This is a genomic window from Limosilactobacillus vaginalis (assembly GCF_025311515.1).
GTDB classification, from domain to species: Bacteria; Bacillota; Bacilli; order Lactobacillales; family Lactobacillaceae; genus Limosilactobacillus; species Limosilactobacillus vaginalis.
Genome location: NZ_CP104399.1, coordinates 951,385 through 965,498, shown reverse-complemented (window position 1 = coordinate 965,498; position 14,114 = coordinate 951,385). Strand labels below are relative to the sequence as shown.

Here is a 14,114-nt window from a genome sequence, read left to right as displayed (position 1 = left end):
ATTTTACTTTCTTCGTTGCCAAAGAAACTTAATTAACGCTTGATCAACTTGCTTATTATCATGAAGTTTAGAGTGCTGGGCATTTTTACCAGTTACCTTTAATTCGGTATATGACTTTGCTCGAGACGCAACTAGGTACTGAAGTGAACGTGATGAAGCGTTAGTAACCCGGCCATCAGTATGGTTACCAATATCGCCATAGATATTCAGGACGGCTACTTGTCCCTTAGGATAGGCCTTACGAGCAGCAGTCATTTGTTTATAGGTAGTGTTCATGTAATTAGGCTTTCCATTAGAATCCAATTTCATCCCAGCAGGTTGCTTTAGTGCATCTGGAATACCATTAAACGTTAATCCACCAAAATGACCAGCAATATCAACCTGCTTTTCCAATCGAGGCATGTTCTTATTTTGACCATTACGAAGCATGTAGTAGATAATCGAAATATTACCTAATGAGTGACCAACCATGTTGATCTTATTAATTCCGTAACGTTTTTTGAGCATTTTAACAACATTCGTTGCATACTCGCCATGCTTATTAAAGTCTAGTTGTCGATTATTTTCGTAGTTAACTTCTACGATTGGGTTAACCGCGCCCCGATGCATATTACCATGAATAGTAACTTTTCCGTTGTTTGTAACGTCTGCTCTAATGACGGTATTTGTAACGCCAGCTTTCTTTGCGGCGTTAACCATTCCCGTCTCTGCGTGATAACTACTTCCTCCACCATGGAAGAAGAGAGTTGCCGTGGTTGAATGAACGAAGCGATTATTCTTCTGCGTATGGTAAACCGCACCACCAATGATTGCTACCAAAACGGCAATAATCGCAATAGAAATTCCAACTGAACTTTTCTTCATTAATCAATACTACCTTTCTTTGTGAACGCTGAACTTAAAAGGCTGGCTTGGACTTCTTCGAGTTCAGCTGCGTTATTGTTTATATACTTGTTAACGAGTCGTTCATTAGCATGAATATCAAGTACAAGGAAGTCATGGATTGTTGTTACCTTAACTCCGGCATGGCGAAGGTGCTGAATAGTCATTGTAATCGCTAATTCTTCCACCTTGGCTGCTGATAATGATGCTGGAGCAACTTCAACAACGCCTTGATAATAACCGCTCATAAAAATTTTATTCATTTGATAATCCCCTCCCAATTATTTCTAATTTTAATTATATGCTTAGTTGTAAAGGGCGACAAGAAAAGCATCCGTTAACACTGAATGATAATTATGTAAACTAAATACTTATTAAAACGGCCTCGTTAGCATTAAATTACGAAACCGCATAAATAGATACCTAATAGAAAGCATTACTTTTCCCACAAAAATTTAATTAAAGCGTGATTTACCTGATTGTTATTATGTAACTTGCTATGCTGGGCGTTCTTACCACGAATTTCAATCTCTTAGTAGGATTTTGCTCGGCTAGCTACAAGATACTTCAATGATTTAGCAGAATTGACTGGCACATCTTCGTCAGAATGGCTACCATCTTCGACATCCCCATAAATATTTAGAACCGCGGTATTCTTAGGAAAAGTTTGGCGCAAACCTAATAATTCACGGTATGCGGACTCCTTCTGCTCCGGTTCACCGGTTTGCGCATCTACTTTAGCATCAGCATCGCTCTCCCCAACTAACCCATTATAATGACCAGCAGATGATAGCGCTTAGCATAATTATTTTGGTAGTTAGCTAGCTTATTGTCTTCTAAATTTACTTCAACAATCGGGTTAACCGTATTTGCCAGAATCCGGCGATTAAAAGTTACCTTGCCATTTTTATCAACATTTGCCCGCACGATTATTTTGGTAACTCCCGCATCACGAGCAGCATTAGCCATCTTTTCTTCCGCGTGTGAACTATTCCCCCAGCCATGGACGAAGATTGTCGGTGTTGAGAACTGTACATAGTGAGTGACTGCATGAGCCTTAGAAGTTAAACCGACAATTGTAAGCAAACTGATAGCTAAACTTAGAAACAACTTTACTTTTTTCATTTTCTTTCCTTACCTTAAATTTGTTATTTTATATGAATCAGTTATCGATGTTAAATACTTATATTTAACCCGTGGTGCTAGTTAATTTTTTCCTAGAGGAAAATGTCTAAACATGTTGGTAAATCAACAAAAAACGCATATAGTAGTCTCAAAACTCCCAAGAAATGAGGACTATTTAACAAACTACGATGGTTACGTCGTGACAACTGAACATTTTGACTTAGCCAATCCTGTTACTAAAGTCGATGATATCCCCGATTATGAAATGTACAGTCAAACAATCGATAGCTTAAATAAGCGTTTTGGCAATCGTGTTTTAAAAGGCATCGAAATCGGTTACATCGCTTCTGAAAAGGATCGGATCATCGACTATTTAGCCGATAAAGATTACGATTTAAAATTACTCAGTGTGCATCATAATGGTCAATTTGATTATTTAGATGACGAAGTCAAAGATATGGATCCTGCTATTGTGATTCCTCAGTATTTTGCACAACTTTCAGAAGCACTAGTTGTTATAGAAGCAGATGTCTTTGCTCATTTTGACTATAGTTTTCGGGTATTTGGTCTATCCGTTGCTGAATTTAAACAATATGAAGCGCAGTTTTTACCGATTCTAGATCAAGTAATCAAAAATAAATTGGCATTCGAATTAAATGCTAAGAGCGCTTACTTGTATGACAATTTAGCGCTATATGAATATATCATCGATTTATATCTTTCACGTGGTGGTACCTTGTTTAGTGTTGGATCAGATGGGCATTACCTTGGACATTTCCATTTCGATGATCTTTTTGCTCTGTTAAAAGTAAAAGGTGTGACGGAATTAGCGTTTTATCAAAAAGGAAAGCGAATTATGGTTCCATTACCAGCCTAAAAAAAACGTCCTCACTTTTGATGCTGAGGACGTTTTTTTAGATTTCTTTTTCTAAAATCGGACAAATACGATCTTGTTTTCCTAAAAGAAAATGTTTGATCCCGATTTTTTTAAATCCATAACGTTCATAAAAACGAATAGCTGCATGATTTTTTTCATAAACAGCCAAACGTAAATAACGTTTTTGTTTCGTTTTAGCATAACGATTCGCTTCATCGAGTAACCGTTGCCCTAACCCTTTGTTTTGATAATCTTTGAGCAGATAGATCCGTTGAATCTCTATAGCATCTTTTTCATCATTGACTTTCATATAACCAATGAGTATTTGATGATCCTTAATACCAATAAATTTACTGGTTGACTGTGCCAATTCTACTGCCAATATTTCAGTTGTCAATTGTGTCTGTAAATATTCTTGCATATCAAGTGGATCTGCGCCATCGATAAACGATTCATAAAAACTGACAACACTTACAACTTGTAAAGCATCTAGATCATCATAATCTAAATACGCTAGTGTGATTTGATTGTTCATCTAACTCCTCCTTTTGACATAGTATACTATAAATCACCCACCCGTGGTGCTAGTTAATTTTAATATCCTAAAGAATATCTCAAAGTTCCTTCAAAACGTCGTTGTGCTTGACTTAATAGAACACTGTAAGCCAGTAATATGCCTTCAAATCTACTCTCTAACCCTTTATCAGAACGTGAGTTGAAATTTTGACAACCTAATTTTTCTAAGGAAGAAAAAACAGTCTCAACTGTTTTTCTTTGTTTTCCAAGTAAGCTGTGGTCTAGTTTTTCTGATTTATCCATGTTTTTACGTGGCGGAACGGATATAGTAATGCGCTTAAGGGCAAGCTTTTCATGGATTTTATGGCTAGTATATCCTTTGTCCCCTAGGATATTGGGAAGATTCGCTTCTTCCGATAAAGTCTCTAACACTTTCACGTCATGGACACCTGGATTCGTGATTGAGTAAGTAATCGGAAAGCCAGTCTTAGTAACAATCATATGAATTTTAAGACCATAAAAATAAGATTTCTTTGTTGAGTTATAGCCAACTTTGGCTATTTGATTCAATAGTTTTGCTTGTCTATTTCTAACTGGTTTACATAATGGACTAGGAAAACTATCTATAATTCCTACTAGTTCACCTTTGGTGAGCTTCTTGATGAAAAGTATCGAATAATCTTGATAGTGTAAGCTAAGTTTGAACTTAAGCGAGTGAATCGACTCCTACTAGGAAAGTCACCATTAGGAAATAAGACGGAACAAACCGCTCTATACGTGGCTCTTTGGCTAGTATAGCCATTAATTATGCCCCATATAACACAAGCAATAATCACTGTATCGCGTTGCTTCAGTTGATCAGTATTTCTTCGGTTTTTAATCTTATCTGGTATACAATTGTGGTATATGTTAGAAACAGTTCTCATAATTTCCTTGAATGTTATAAAAGTATCTGTATAATGTTCAGTATATTTTGATGAACGCATATAGTAGTCCTCATTTCTTGGGAGTTTTGAGACTACTATATGCGTTTTTTGTTGATTTACCAACATGTTTAGACATTTTCCTCTAGGAAAAAATTAACTAGCACCACGGGTTTATATTTAATAGCAATCCATAGCTTTTACTCATACCATTGGAACTAATGATGAGCAAGCAGAATTACATGAGATAAATAAATTACTTAATTAGCTTCAAAAATCAGTTTACAAAAAATGACACCACTATTTACGTGATGCCATGAAGAAAATTTATTTAATTTAGTTTACACTATAAATCCGTACTTCCGGATCCGCAGTCCAAGTTGGCTTCAAACCGGGGAAAACATGTTGAGTAAACATTTCACTGTCGAGGTATGCCTTGGCATGTTCAACACTATCAAAGCCATGAAGAACTTGAACATCTTCGTCCCGAATTAAAAGATCCTTGGTTTCTGCACCGGGGATGGTTTTTAAGAATGGTTCCCGGTAATCGGTATAAACCTTTGCTGCCGCTGCCCGATTCTTTTCAGGAATTACCATCGTTACTTGTAAATAAGCTTTAACTGCCATTTTACTTCCTCCTCAAATCAATTAGTTTACAATTCTGATAGTAGTCGTTTACAATCAAAATTAATACGAATTCAAAAACGATTAAGCTACTAAATAATTTTTGAGGAAGGTTAGCTATGTATCAACGGAAACTACCAAAAGAATACTATTGTACTGTTGACTATGGGTTAGATATTTTCGGTGGCAAGTGGAAGCCACGGATTCTCTGTATCCTGGGGCATGTTAATTCAATGCGTTACGGTGAACTGAAAGCACAAATGGAAAATATTTCAGATGCCGCCCTAGCTGATAGTCTCCATGAATTACAGCAGGCAGGAATCATTGAGCGTCAACAATTTAATGAAATGCCAATCAGGGTTGAATACTCATTAACTGCTGAAGGCAAAAGTTTAATTCCGGTGCTCGATACAATTTCTAATTGGGCGATTAAGCATAGTGATGCGGAAATTTATACGGGAAAACACTTTGAAAAAGTGCACCGGGCAAAATTTGAGAATTAAAAATGACGGTACGGTTTTAATGCTGTATCATCATTTTCTATCTTCAATTAATCATTAGTATGCACATCGTATTGACTGAGCATTTCTTCAACGCCTGGTGCATCTGGATCGTGCATCCCCTTACCCTTATCTAAGGCTCGCATTTGATCCATTTCAGCGGAGTTCAATTCAAAGTCAAAAATTTTCATGTCGCTCTTGATTCGTGCTTCATGAACGGACTTCGGAAAGACCGTTACCCCTTCTTGGTGTTCAAAGCGGAGGATAATTTGCCCAGCATCCTTACCATACTTTTTTGCCATTTTGGTAATGACTGGTTTGTGAAAGAGCTCAGCGTTACCTTGACCAAGCGGTGCCCAAGCTTCAAGGGCAACCCCATTTTTAGCCATGATTTGACGCAATTCTTTTTGTTGGAAGTAGGGGTTAAATTCAACTTGGTTAACTGCTGGCATAACATCAAAATCGGGAACAAACTTCTTCCATAATTTTGGTGTCATGTTAGAAACACCAATTGATCGAATCTTTCCCGCTTCTTGAGCTTCTTCCATTGCTTGCCAGGCTTCATCAACTTTGCCGTACGGTTGGTGAACTAGGTAAAGGTCCACATAATCCAGGCCAAGTTTCTTTAATGAAAGATCAATGGCCTTCTTGGCCTCTTCATAAGCGTAGTCTTGGAGCCAAAGCTTAGAAGTTACCCAGATTTGATCACGCGGAATGTCGCTATCCTTAATTGCCTTACCAACCGCCTCCTCATTTTGGTAAGCTACAGCGGTATCAATCAAGCGGTAGCCAATTTCAAGAGCATCCGTAACTGCTTGTTCAGCTTGAGATAAATCAGGAACTTGGAAAACGCCAAAGCCAAGCGTTGGCATTTCGACACCGTTATTTAATTTTACTGTTGGAACATTGTTTGATATTAGATTAACTTCCCTTCGTTTTGTGATTGTCTATATCTTAACCACATACTCCCTGATTGAAAATTACTTAAAGAACATGCTAGCATACATACAACGTATACTAGCTGGAGGGATGATAATGATTGATAATTACCTATTAGAAGAACTTATCACGTTTGCCAAATATAAAACCCTCGCGAAAACAGCGGCCGAATTAAATATCACTCAGCCAACTGTTACGCGGGGGATGCAAAAATTAGAAGATGAATTGGGGGTCCAACTGTTTGATCGGCACCCCCAATCGGATCACGCTAACTAAGACCGGCAAGCTGGCTGCTGAAAAAGCCACTGCACTCCTCCAAGCTAATCAGCAATTTATCACTGAAATCAAAAACTACGCGCAAAATCAGCAAGTACTCAAAATTGCTAGTGTCGCCCCTGGTCCGCAAATTGTACTAGAACAGAATCTACAAAAATTTAACGCCAACATTGATATCGATGAAGCACTTCTTGACCAGAATAACGTCGAAAAGAACCTACTGAACCGCAAGTATTCAGCGATTATTACCAATCGTGAAATCCAGACAACGCAGATTGAGTCTCGCTTCATCGGCGAGGAAAACCTTTATGTTAATCTCGATCAATTTATGTACCTTGCTAATCAGCGTCAGGTCACTTTTAAGGAATTAGTTGGTTTGAGCTTTGTGGTTTTAAATGATATTGGACCATGGAAAACGATCATTCAGGAGAACATCCCTGATGCTAAATTTTTGTATCAAACAGAATATGATGCGCTTAGTGAATTAACAAAATATACCAGTTTCCCCTTCTTTACTACTAATGTCACACAACCAAACAATACATATGACACAACTGATACTGTTGCATTACCAATTACTGATCGTTCAGCAACAATGACTTTTTACGTAACCTATTTAAAAAGCCAACGGAAGACGATTGCTCCACTGGCAAAAAGGTTAACTAGGATTTGGTCTGAAGGTAAAAAATGATTTTTATGAATGTGAAAATACTTTTACATTCAACTGAATTTTCAAAAAGTGTAAAAGTAATTTCAAACTAATGATATAATAATCATAAGTATAAAACTAAATTCAAACTAATAAGAGGTTAACCAAATGATCCAACGAGATAGCTATATGCAACGATTAGATCTAGTTCGCGACAAGCAAATCATTAAAGTATTAACAGGAGTTCGCCGGTCAGGAAAATCTACCATCTTAGAAATGTACAAACAACGATTAAAAGAAAGATTTGACGTTGCTGACGACCAAATCCACCATCTTAACTTTGAAGATCTTGGCATTTCTAATCTCCAAGATTATCACAAACTATATGACTACTTAAATAATCATCTAGTTGCAAATAAAATGAATTATATTTTCCTGGATGAAATCCAAAATGTTGCACACTTTGAGAAAGTACTTGATAGCTTATTCATTAAAAAGAATGTTGACTTGTATGTGACCGGTTCAAACGCATTTATGCTTTCTGGAGAATTATCAACACTGTTGTCCGGGCGTTATATCGAAATTCATGTTTTTCCATTGTCATTTGCAGAGTTTTTACCAACAATGAAGAACACTTCTAAAACTCAAGCATTCGATCGTTATTCAGAAAGAGGTGGCTTCCCGTTTGCTATCGAATTGAATGATAGCCAAACTTATCACGACTATATTGATGGCATTATTAATACGGTGTTAATTAAAGATATTCTTGCTCGTCGTGAACGTGGTAATGCTTCCTTTGTTGAAGAATTGGCTAAGTACTTAACAGATACGACCGGAAATTTGATTACACCCAGAAAAATAGCGGGGTTAATGACTTCTAAGGGTGTCAAAACCAGTCCAGCAACCGTTACTTCATACTTAAAAAATTTTACTGATGCCTATCTTTTCTATAAATGTGACCGCTATGATATTAGTGGTAAGAGATATTTAACGATCAATTCAAAATATTATCCAGTTGATCCAGCGTTGAAGATTGACTTATTAGGGACAAAACGACCCAACTTTGGTAGCCGCCTAGAAAGCATCGTATACCTAGAACTACTGCGGCGAGGATATGAGGTTTATGTTGGTTCATTAGGCAATTTAGAAATTGATTTTGTAGCGATTAAGGATGGTATCAAAGAGTATTATCAGGTTTCCCTTTCTGTTAAGGATGAACATACCTATCAACGTGAAATACGAGGATTTCAACAGATTCACGATAACTTTCCCAAAAAATTATTAACTGAAGATAGTGGTTATTATAACGACAATGGAATTGAGCAAATTAACGTGATCGACTGGCTACTATCTTAATAATTTTCAGACAGTAATTGAAAACGCAACAAATTCAGCCACCTAAAAAGGTCATTATCGACTAATTAGGTGGCTTGATTAATTTATTCAGTTCTTTCGCTTGCTAACCGGGTAGAATGGAGCGGTTCGTTATGCTGACTTAAATCCAGGCCAAGTATTTCATCATCGCTGGAAACTCGGATCTGCATCCAGTGACTGATTAATTTAATTAGGAGCATTGAAATGATAAAAGTCCAAGCAATCACGATGATGGTTGTTAATAATTGAATATTAAATAAATGCCAACCGCCACCAACAAATAGGCCATCACTAGTAACATCACTGTTAATTGCATGACTGGCAAATAATCCCGTCGCAATACTACCCCAGATTCCACTAACCCCATGACAACCAAAAGCATCAAGGGTATCATCCAGATGGATTCTTGGCTTAATCAGTGTAACAAATAGGAAACTAACGACTGACCCGATCAGTCCGATCCAAAGAGCACTGTCGATAGCAACATAACCGGCAGCAGGTGTAATTGCTACTAAGCCACATAAAGCGCCCGAACAAGTCCCAACCAGGGTAATATGACCAACTCGCCAAACTTCTAATAACTGCCAAGCAACCATTGAAGCGGCCGTAGCGATAGTTGTTGTAATCATCGCTTGCATTGCAACATCATTAATTGCTAAGGCCGAGCCAGCGTTAAAGCCATACCAGCCAATCCATAAAATTGCGGTACCTAATAAAATCCAGGAATGGTTGGCGTGTTCGTCTTCGGGATGAGATCGTGGTCCAACCATTATAGAAAGAACTAACGCGGTAATCCCAGCATTAATATGAACTACTGTCCCGCCTGCAAAATCTAATGCTCCTAGTTTTGAGAGCAGTCCATTACCCCAAATCATATGGACGAGTGGATAATAGACACAGACTGACCAGCAAATTATAAAGACCATTAAAAACTTAAACCGGACCCTTCCAACAATCGCACCAACGAATAAAGCCGGGGTAATGATAGCAAACATCATTTGGAATAGTGAATACAGCCCTAATGGGATTTTCCCCGTAGTTAACTGGTCGAGCCGGACATTACTCATCATCATGGCATGAAGATTGCCTACTAATCCAAAGACGTTGCCGTTGAATGATAATGAATATCCTAAGACAACCCATAAAATAATGGCGAGTCCCGAAATAAAGAATACCGAGAGCAGCGTATTGACTGAATTACGGCGTGACACCATTCCACCATAGAAAAAAGCTAATCCTGGCGTCATAAAAAACACCAGGATACTAGCGACCATTACAAATAATGTGTTTGTCGTACTCATCTCAACTCACTCCTCATCGCTATAAGATAATAGTTAGACTATACAGAAGTAGGTGGTCTAATTCAATACGATAGCAAAAGATTCGTTTAATATTAAGCAAATCCAGATGGGCTCGAAATGATAATAACCAGATTGGTCTAAATAGCGAATAATATTAAGAGGAAAAATATAACTTTCCAAACCATTAATTCACTAAATTCTTTGGCTTTTCACCCTTAGCAAATCTAGTCAGATTCTCCTTAAAGAATTCGTAACGACGACGGTGAAATTTAACACTGTCGGGAAGGCCTGCTGTATGCGGTGTTAGGATGACATTACTTAAATGCCGCAACGGACTATCCATGGGCAATGGTTCTTGTTCAAAGACATCTAAGCAAGCTCCGGCAATTTCATGGGTTTGCAATGCTGAAATAAGAGCAGCCTCATCAACAATACTTCCTCGTGATGTGTTTACTAGGAGTGCTGATGATTTCATTTGTTGAAACGCCTGAGAATTAATTAAATGGTGAGTTGCAGGAGTTGCAGCAATATGAAGGCTAATAATATCACTATTTTTATACAAGGTTGGTAAGTCAACCATCCTAACTCCTGAAATATGCCGTGGATGATGATTATACGCAAGGACGTTCATATTGAGCGCCAACCCAATATGCGCCATTCTCGCACCAACATTTCCCAAGCCAACAATTCCTAAAGTTTTCCCAGCAATTTCCGCTCCATTATACGTAAGTTGACTTGCCGGTTGCTGGTCTTTCATAAAGCAGTCTAAGTAAGGAATATTTTTAAACCAACTTAAAATTAACGCAAGGGTGTGTTCAACTACGGCATTCGCATTAACTCCTGCAGCATTACAAACCTTAATCCCTCGATGAGTACATTCGGCCACGTCAACATTATCATAACCGGCCCCGGTTTGAATTATTTTTAACTGCGGCGCTTGTTTTAGTAGAGATGAATTAACTGGTATATGCTCAGGAATAATTGCTTCCGCAGATGATAAATACAACGGTGCTGAACGTAAATTTGTAATGTGAACTTGCCATTCTTGAGGAAAAACTTTATAAATTTTTTGCTTTGTGCTAACAGGAAAATCCCCAATAATAAGAACGTTCATCCTAATCTTTGACTCCTTTTTGATAACTTGATCGAAGATTTTTCACTTTCACAGACAATTTTAAAATTTAACTTTCATTTCTGCAGTATTAAAGATTGCGCCAATAATAATTTGATTATTAGCCTGGTCTAATCGGTAAAAGATACCGTAACTATGACCAATTAAGATACGGTAAGTCTGTTTCTCAAAGCCATACAGCTCAGTAACATCGGTTCCTATTCCAGGATAAGCACCAATTAATTTGATTTTCTTATCAATATGTGACGTAAATTGATGAATTTTGACGGTGGATAATTTTAGCTCGTTCTGCCAATATAAAATCGTATGTTCTAGGGAATCAGCAAAGCTTGGCGTATATTTAATCTTCATCTTGTCCCCAGCCATACTTTCCAAAACGTTTTTCCATATCTTCTTCGGTAAGTAGCTGATCATATTTGAAAGACTGTTCAATCATTTTACGATCATGTTCAATATCAGCATCACTCACAATTGGAGAATACTGAATTGTTCCGTTATCTAATAGTTTTGGTTCAAATAATGCATTTTCACAGACCTTAAATTGCGCTGGAATAGTCAGGGTCATTGAAGTTCCCTGCTTTCGCGCCTTAACTGTTTTATATTTCATCACGGTCACCTCGAATATAATTATATCATAATTATATAATGTTAATTCCTTTTTGCGTAAACTTTTGTAGGAGACGATGAAAAATAGTTTGAAAATTTGCTTCTTTATTATCGTTGCCCATTGAAGTATTAAATTGAATTCCCTTAAATTCGATTTTTAAATCGACCTCACTAAATAATTTAAGAGTAACCAGTTTCTCTCGTAATTGCGTAGTTAGCGAATCAAGAAAATCATCGTCTAACATTTAATTAACTACTTTTTTCTAGTCCATTGGCAACATCAGTCATTAGTGTTGTCTTCCCTGCTCCACATTGTCCATAAATCAAGGATATTTGGAATGGAGAATTACCGCTGTTTAATTCAGTAATTACCCGCTGCGAAAGAGAGTCCCGATCAAGAAAAACACTTGGAACAGTCCCAAAGCTCGTAGTAAATGGATTATTTATTACTATGACTCCTCATTTTATAACTCTTTATAACTTCATTCAATTTACCCCCCCTTTGTTATTTAAAATTCAGTTTTTGCATAGATAATTACTTAATATGAGTATTTCTTATTTTATTTGATCTAGTTTATATTAAAGATAACTAAAAAGAACTTTGAAACGAGTCTTTATCATGGCTAAGAAACAAACTGCTGGACGCGATCAATTAGGTGATTTTGCACCAAAATTTGCTGAATTAAACGATGATGTATTATTCGGACAAGTTTGGTCCCGAGAAAAGGAATTAAGTCCTCGTGATCGGAGTTTCTTGACTGTTACGGCATTAATTACTAAGGGAGCCTTTGAGCAACTTCCTTACCATATGGAAACTGCTAAAAAGAATGGAATTACTAAAGATGAAATTGCAGAAATAATTACCCAACTTGCCTTTTACGTTGGTTGGCCGAATGCTTGGTCTGCATTTAACGTTGCTAAGAAAGTTTGGGATGATTAATGTTTAGAGACTGAGAATTAACTCAACAGAAAACACCGAAAATCAGCTTGCCAGCCGATTTTCGGTGTTTTTCTCACTATGAAGTTACTGCTGTTTTGATTTCAACCAAAATGATAAAACAAAACCAATTAAAGCAAAAATAAAGGAAGCTAAAAATGCGTATCGATAGCCATAGTTAAGCTGCTCAGCCAGCAGCATTTTGTTACCTGCTACATGCTTACTACCAAAGGCGATAATCATCATTAATACTGCTGTTCCAAGTGAACCGCCAATCTAGCGAACAGTCGATGCTGCAGCATTTCCATGAACGTATAAGTTAATTGGTAACGCATTAAGTCCTTCTGTGAACGTTGGCATCATTACAGTAGCAATCCCAATAATTCGGAAAGCATATGCCCCTGCAACAAGTAGCAAATTAGTCTCTGGAGTAAAAAACATCATTGGCATAGTCCCCAAAATAATAATAGCGTAGCCAATTAATGAGAGTTTCTTAATACCGAATTTATCATATAGTCTTCCAGCAATCGGACTCGTTATCCCTTCCAAAATTGCTCCAGGTAAGAGCATCAGTCCAGCCTGAAATGCGGAAAGGCCATGAACTCGTTGTAAATATAGTGGTAAGACTAACTCAACACTAAGTAATGCGATATTACTAATTGCACTTAAAATAGTTGTTAAATTAAAAGTATAATTTTTAAAAACCCTTAAATTCACTAATGGCTTTTCTAACTTTAATTGTCGCCAGCAGAAAAATATTAATACGACAAACCCCATTATTGTGATAAAGCCATTTGTAAAATTAATTGTTCCCATATTACTGATATCAGAGAAGCCATATAATAGCGCCCCAAAGCCAAGACAAGATTCTACTACAGATAGCCAGTCATCTCTTTGTGTTCGGTCAATCTTATGAACATTTTTAGCATTAAAAAGACTGATAGCTAGTAAGATAATGATTAGGGAAACTAAAATTCCAAATAACCATTTTAAACCTAGGTTATCAATGATCCATCCACCAACCGTTGGACCTAGCGCTGGGCCAAATGCAATCACCAAACCAATTATTCCCATAATAAAGCCTCGTTTTTCTTGAGGATAGAGTACGAGAACTACATTTTGAATTAAAGGAATCATTGCCCCGGCAGCGATCGCTTGAATTAATCGGCCAAATAATAATAGCCAGAAATTACTTGCTAAGAAGCCACAAATTGAACCCAGTAAAAAATCAGTAACAAGCTAATGAAAGTATGTTTAGTATTAAAACGGTGAAAAAACCATTCAGATAAAGGAATCATTAATCCTGTCACAAGTTGGTAGCCCGTGCTGACCCATTGCGCGATTGACTGGCTAACACTGTATTGATTAATAATTGTTGGTAAAGCATTGTTGAAAAATGTTTCGGTAAGCATCATTATAAATGCTCCAAAGATTAATACTGCTATCATTTTTA

Annotated in this window: 16 protein-coding genes and 3 pseudogenes; 5 read left to right on the top strand and 14 right to left on the bottom strand. The window is 37.1% G+C overall.

Annotated features, from left to right (window positions below; all coding sequences use genetic code 11):
- Nucleotides 1–3 precede the first annotated feature (3 nt).
- The 3 genes and pseudogenes from N4627_RS04760 to N4627_RS04750 form a co-directional block, all read right to left on the bottom strand.
- Complete coding sequence (locus N4627_RS04760; RefSeq protein WP_191336976.1) at nucleotides 4–864, bottom strand: alpha/beta hydrolase; 861 nt, start codon at nucleotides 862–864, stop codon at nucleotides 4–6.
- A complete protein-coding gene (locus tag N4627_RS04755; RefSeq protein WP_003717102.1) occupies nucleotides 864–1,145 on the bottom strand; it encodes a hypothetical protein in 282 nt (93 codons plus the stop codon). The genes N4627_RS04760 and N4627_RS04755 overlap by 1 nt, the downstream gene beginning before the upstream one ends.
- A gap of 173 nt (nucleotides 1,146–1,318) precedes the next feature.
- Nucleotides 1,319–2,007 (bottom strand): annotated as a pseudogene (locus N4627_RS04750) (alpha/beta hydrolase).
- A 199-nt stretch (nucleotides 2,008–2,206) separates the two neighbouring features.
- On the opposite strand from N4627_RS04750, the gene N4627_RS04745 reads away from it, so the two are divergent.
- Complete coding sequence (locus N4627_RS04745; protein WP_040531287.1) at nucleotides 2,207–2,884, top strand: PHP domain-containing protein; 678 nt, start codon at nucleotides 2,207–2,209, stop codon at nucleotides 2,882–2,884.
- Between the two features lie 37 nt (nucleotides 2,885–2,921).
- Here the strand turns inward: N4627_RS04745 and N4627_RS04740 are convergent, their stop codons facing one another.
- The 3 genes from N4627_RS04740 to N4627_RS04730 form a co-directional block, all read right to left on the bottom strand.
- Nucleotides 2,922–3,419 carry a GNAT family N-acetyltransferase gene (locus N4627_RS04740; RefSeq protein ID WP_098045105.1) on the bottom strand — a complete coding sequence of 166 codons (498 nt, stop codon included), beginning with the start codon at nucleotides 3,417–3,419 and terminating at the stop codon, nucleotides 2,922–2,924.
- Nucleotides 3,420–3,478: 59 nt separating this feature from the next.
- A protein-coding gene (locus N4627_RS04735; RefSeq protein ID WP_260963921.1) for an IS982 family transposase occupies nucleotides 3,479–4,386 on the bottom strand; the annotation gives its coding sequence in 2 pieces (ribosomal slippage) (nucleotides 3,479–4,068 and nucleotides 4,068–4,386; 909 coding nt in all).
- Between the two features lie 273 nt (nucleotides 4,387–4,659).
- On the bottom strand, nucleotides 4,660–4,950 hold the full coding sequence (locus N4627_RS04730; RefSeq protein ID WP_003717095.1) for a hypothetical protein: 291 nt from the start codon (nucleotides 4,948–4,950) through the stop codon (nucleotides 4,660–4,662).
- Nucleotides 4,951–5,066: 116 nt separating this feature from the next.
- Here N4627_RS04730 and N4627_RS04725 point away from each other — a divergent pair, with 116 nt between their 5' ends.
- Nucleotides 5,067–5,450, top strand: a complete 384-nt coding sequence (locus tag N4627_RS04725; protein WP_260963917.1) for a winged helix-turn-helix transcriptional regulator — start codon at nucleotides 5,067–5,069, stop codon at nucleotides 5,448–5,450.
- A 47-nt stretch (nucleotides 5,451–5,497) separates the two neighbouring features.
- Here N4627_RS04725 and N4627_RS04720 read toward each other — a convergent pair whose 3' ends face one another.
- Nucleotides 5,498–6,319 carry an aldo/keto reductase gene (locus N4627_RS04720; protein WP_260963915.1) on the bottom strand — a complete coding sequence of 274 codons (822 nt, stop codon included), beginning with the start codon at nucleotides 6,317–6,319 and terminating at the stop codon, nucleotides 5,498–5,500.
- A gap of 163 nt (nucleotides 6,320–6,482) precedes the next feature.
- Here N4627_RS04720 and N4627_RS04715 point away from each other — a divergent pair.
- Both N4627_RS04715 and N4627_RS04710 read left to right on the top strand, forming a co-directional pair.
- Nucleotides 6,483–7,353 (top strand): annotated as a pseudogene (locus tag N4627_RS04715) (LysR family transcriptional regulator).
- A 126-nt stretch (nucleotides 7,354–7,479) separates the two neighbouring features.
- Nucleotides 7,480–8,667 carry an ATP-binding protein gene (locus N4627_RS04710; protein ID WP_003717090.1) on the top strand — a complete coding sequence of 396 codons (1,188 nt, stop codon included), beginning with the start codon at nucleotides 7,480–7,482 and terminating at the stop codon, nucleotides 8,665–8,667.
- A gap of 83 nt (nucleotides 8,668–8,750) precedes the next feature.
- On the opposite strand, the gene N4627_RS04705 is transcribed toward N4627_RS04710, so the two are convergent.
- From N4627_RS04705 to N4627_RS04685, 5 genes are all read right to left on the bottom strand, one after another.
- Nucleotides 8,751–9,986 (bottom strand): ammonium transporter, encoded by a 1,236-nt coding sequence (locus N4627_RS04705; RefSeq protein ID WP_199160700.1) that lies wholly within the window; start codon nucleotides 9,984–9,986, stop codon nucleotides 8,751–8,753.
- Nucleotides 9,987–10,170: 184 nt separating this feature from the next.
- Nucleotides 10,171–11,100, bottom strand: coding sequence for an NAD(P)-dependent oxidoreductase (locus N4627_RS04700; RefSeq protein WP_003717088.1), 930 nt, complete (start codon nucleotides 11,098–11,100; stop codon nucleotides 10,171–10,173).
- A gap of 60 nt (nucleotides 11,101–11,160) precedes the next feature.
- A complete protein-coding gene (locus tag N4627_RS04695; RefSeq protein WP_056974617.1) occupies nucleotides 11,161–11,469 on the bottom strand; it encodes a type II toxin-antitoxin system RelE/ParE family toxin in 309 nt (102 codons plus the stop codon).
- Nucleotides 11,459–11,725 (bottom strand): hypothetical protein, encoded by a 267-nt coding sequence (locus tag N4627_RS04690; protein WP_003717086.1) that lies wholly within the window; start codon nucleotides 11,723–11,725, stop codon nucleotides 11,459–11,461. Before N4627_RS04690 ends, N4627_RS04695 begins: the two co-directional genes overlap by 11 nt.
- A gap of 31 nt (nucleotides 11,726–11,756) precedes the next feature.
- Nucleotides 11,757–11,969, bottom strand: a complete 213-nt coding sequence (locus N4627_RS04685) for a hypothetical protein (RefSeq protein WP_003717085.1) — start codon at nucleotides 11,967–11,969, stop codon at nucleotides 11,757–11,759.
- A gap of 374 nt (nucleotides 11,970–12,343) precedes the next feature.
- Here N4627_RS04685 and N4627_RS04680 point away from each other — a divergent pair, with 374 nt between their 5' ends.
- Nucleotides 12,344–12,664, top strand: a complete 321-nt coding sequence (locus N4627_RS04680) for a carboxymuconolactone decarboxylase family protein (RefSeq protein WP_003717084.1) — start codon at nucleotides 12,344–12,346, stop codon at nucleotides 12,662–12,664.
- Between the two features lie 84 nt (nucleotides 12,665–12,748).
- Here N4627_RS04680 and N4627_RS04675 read toward each other — a convergent pair whose 3' ends face one another.
- Entirely contained in the window at nucleotides 12,749–12,907 is a 159-nt protein-coding gene (locus N4627_RS04675) for a hypothetical protein (protein WP_003717083.1), read from the bottom strand.
- A 30-nt stretch (nucleotides 12,908–12,937) separates the two neighbouring features.
- Nucleotides 12,938–14,073, bottom strand: a pseudogene (locus N4627_RS04670) (DHA2 family efflux MFS transporter permease subunit).
- Nucleotides 14,074–14,114: the final 41 nt, after the last annotated feature.

Coding starts and splice junctions, on each gene's coding strand:
- N4627_RS04760 (WP_191336976.1), bottom strand. CDS start 864: ATGAAGAAAAGTTCAGTTGGAATTTCTATTGCGATTATTGCCGTTTTG.
- N4627_RS04755 (WP_003717102.1), bottom strand. CDS start 1,145: ATGAATAAAATTTTTATGAGCGGTTATTATCAAGGCGTTGTTGAAGTT.
- N4627_RS04740 (WP_098045105.1), bottom strand. CDS start 3,419: ATGAACAATCAAATCACACTAGCGTATTTAGATTATGATGATCTAGAT.
- N4627_RS04730 (WP_003717095.1), bottom strand. CDS start 4,950: ATGGCAGTTAAAGCTTATTTACAAGTAACGATGGTAATTCCTGAAAAG.
- N4627_RS04725 (WP_260963917.1), top strand. CDS start 5,067: ATGTATCAACGGAAACTACCAAAAGAATACTATTGTACTGTTGACTAT.
- N4627_RS04720 (WP_260963915.1), bottom strand. CDS start 6,319: ATGCCAACGCTTGGCTTTGGCGTTTTCCAAGTTCCTGATTTATCTCAA.
- N4627_RS04710 (WP_003717090.1), top strand. CDS start 7,480: ATGATCCAACGAGATAGCTATATGCAACGATTAGATCTAGTTCGCGAC.
- N4627_RS04705 (WP_199160700.1), bottom strand. CDS start 9,986: ATGAGTACGACAAACACATTATTTGTAATGGTCGCTAGTATCCTGGTG.
- N4627_RS04700 (WP_003717088.1), bottom strand. CDS start 11,100: ATGAACGTTCTTATTATTGGGGATTTTCCTGTTAGCACAAAGCAAAAA.
- N4627_RS04695 (WP_056974617.1), bottom strand. CDS start 11,469: ATGAAGATTAAATATACGCCAAGCTTTGCTGATTCCCTAGAACATACG.
- N4627_RS04690 (WP_003717086.1), bottom strand. CDS start 11,725: ATGAAATATAAAACAGTTAAGGCGCGAAAGCAGGGAACTTCAATGACC.
- N4627_RS04685 (WP_003717085.1), bottom strand. CDS start 11,969: ATGTTAGACGATGATTTTCTTGATTCGCTAACTACGCAATTACGAGAG.
- N4627_RS04680 (WP_003717084.1), top strand. CDS start 12,344: ATGGCTAAGAAACAAACTGCTGGACGCGATCAATTAGGTGATTTTGCA.
- N4627_RS04675 (WP_003717083.1), bottom strand. CDS start 12,907: ATGATGATTATCGCCTTTGGTAGTAAGCATGTAGCAGGTAACAAAATG.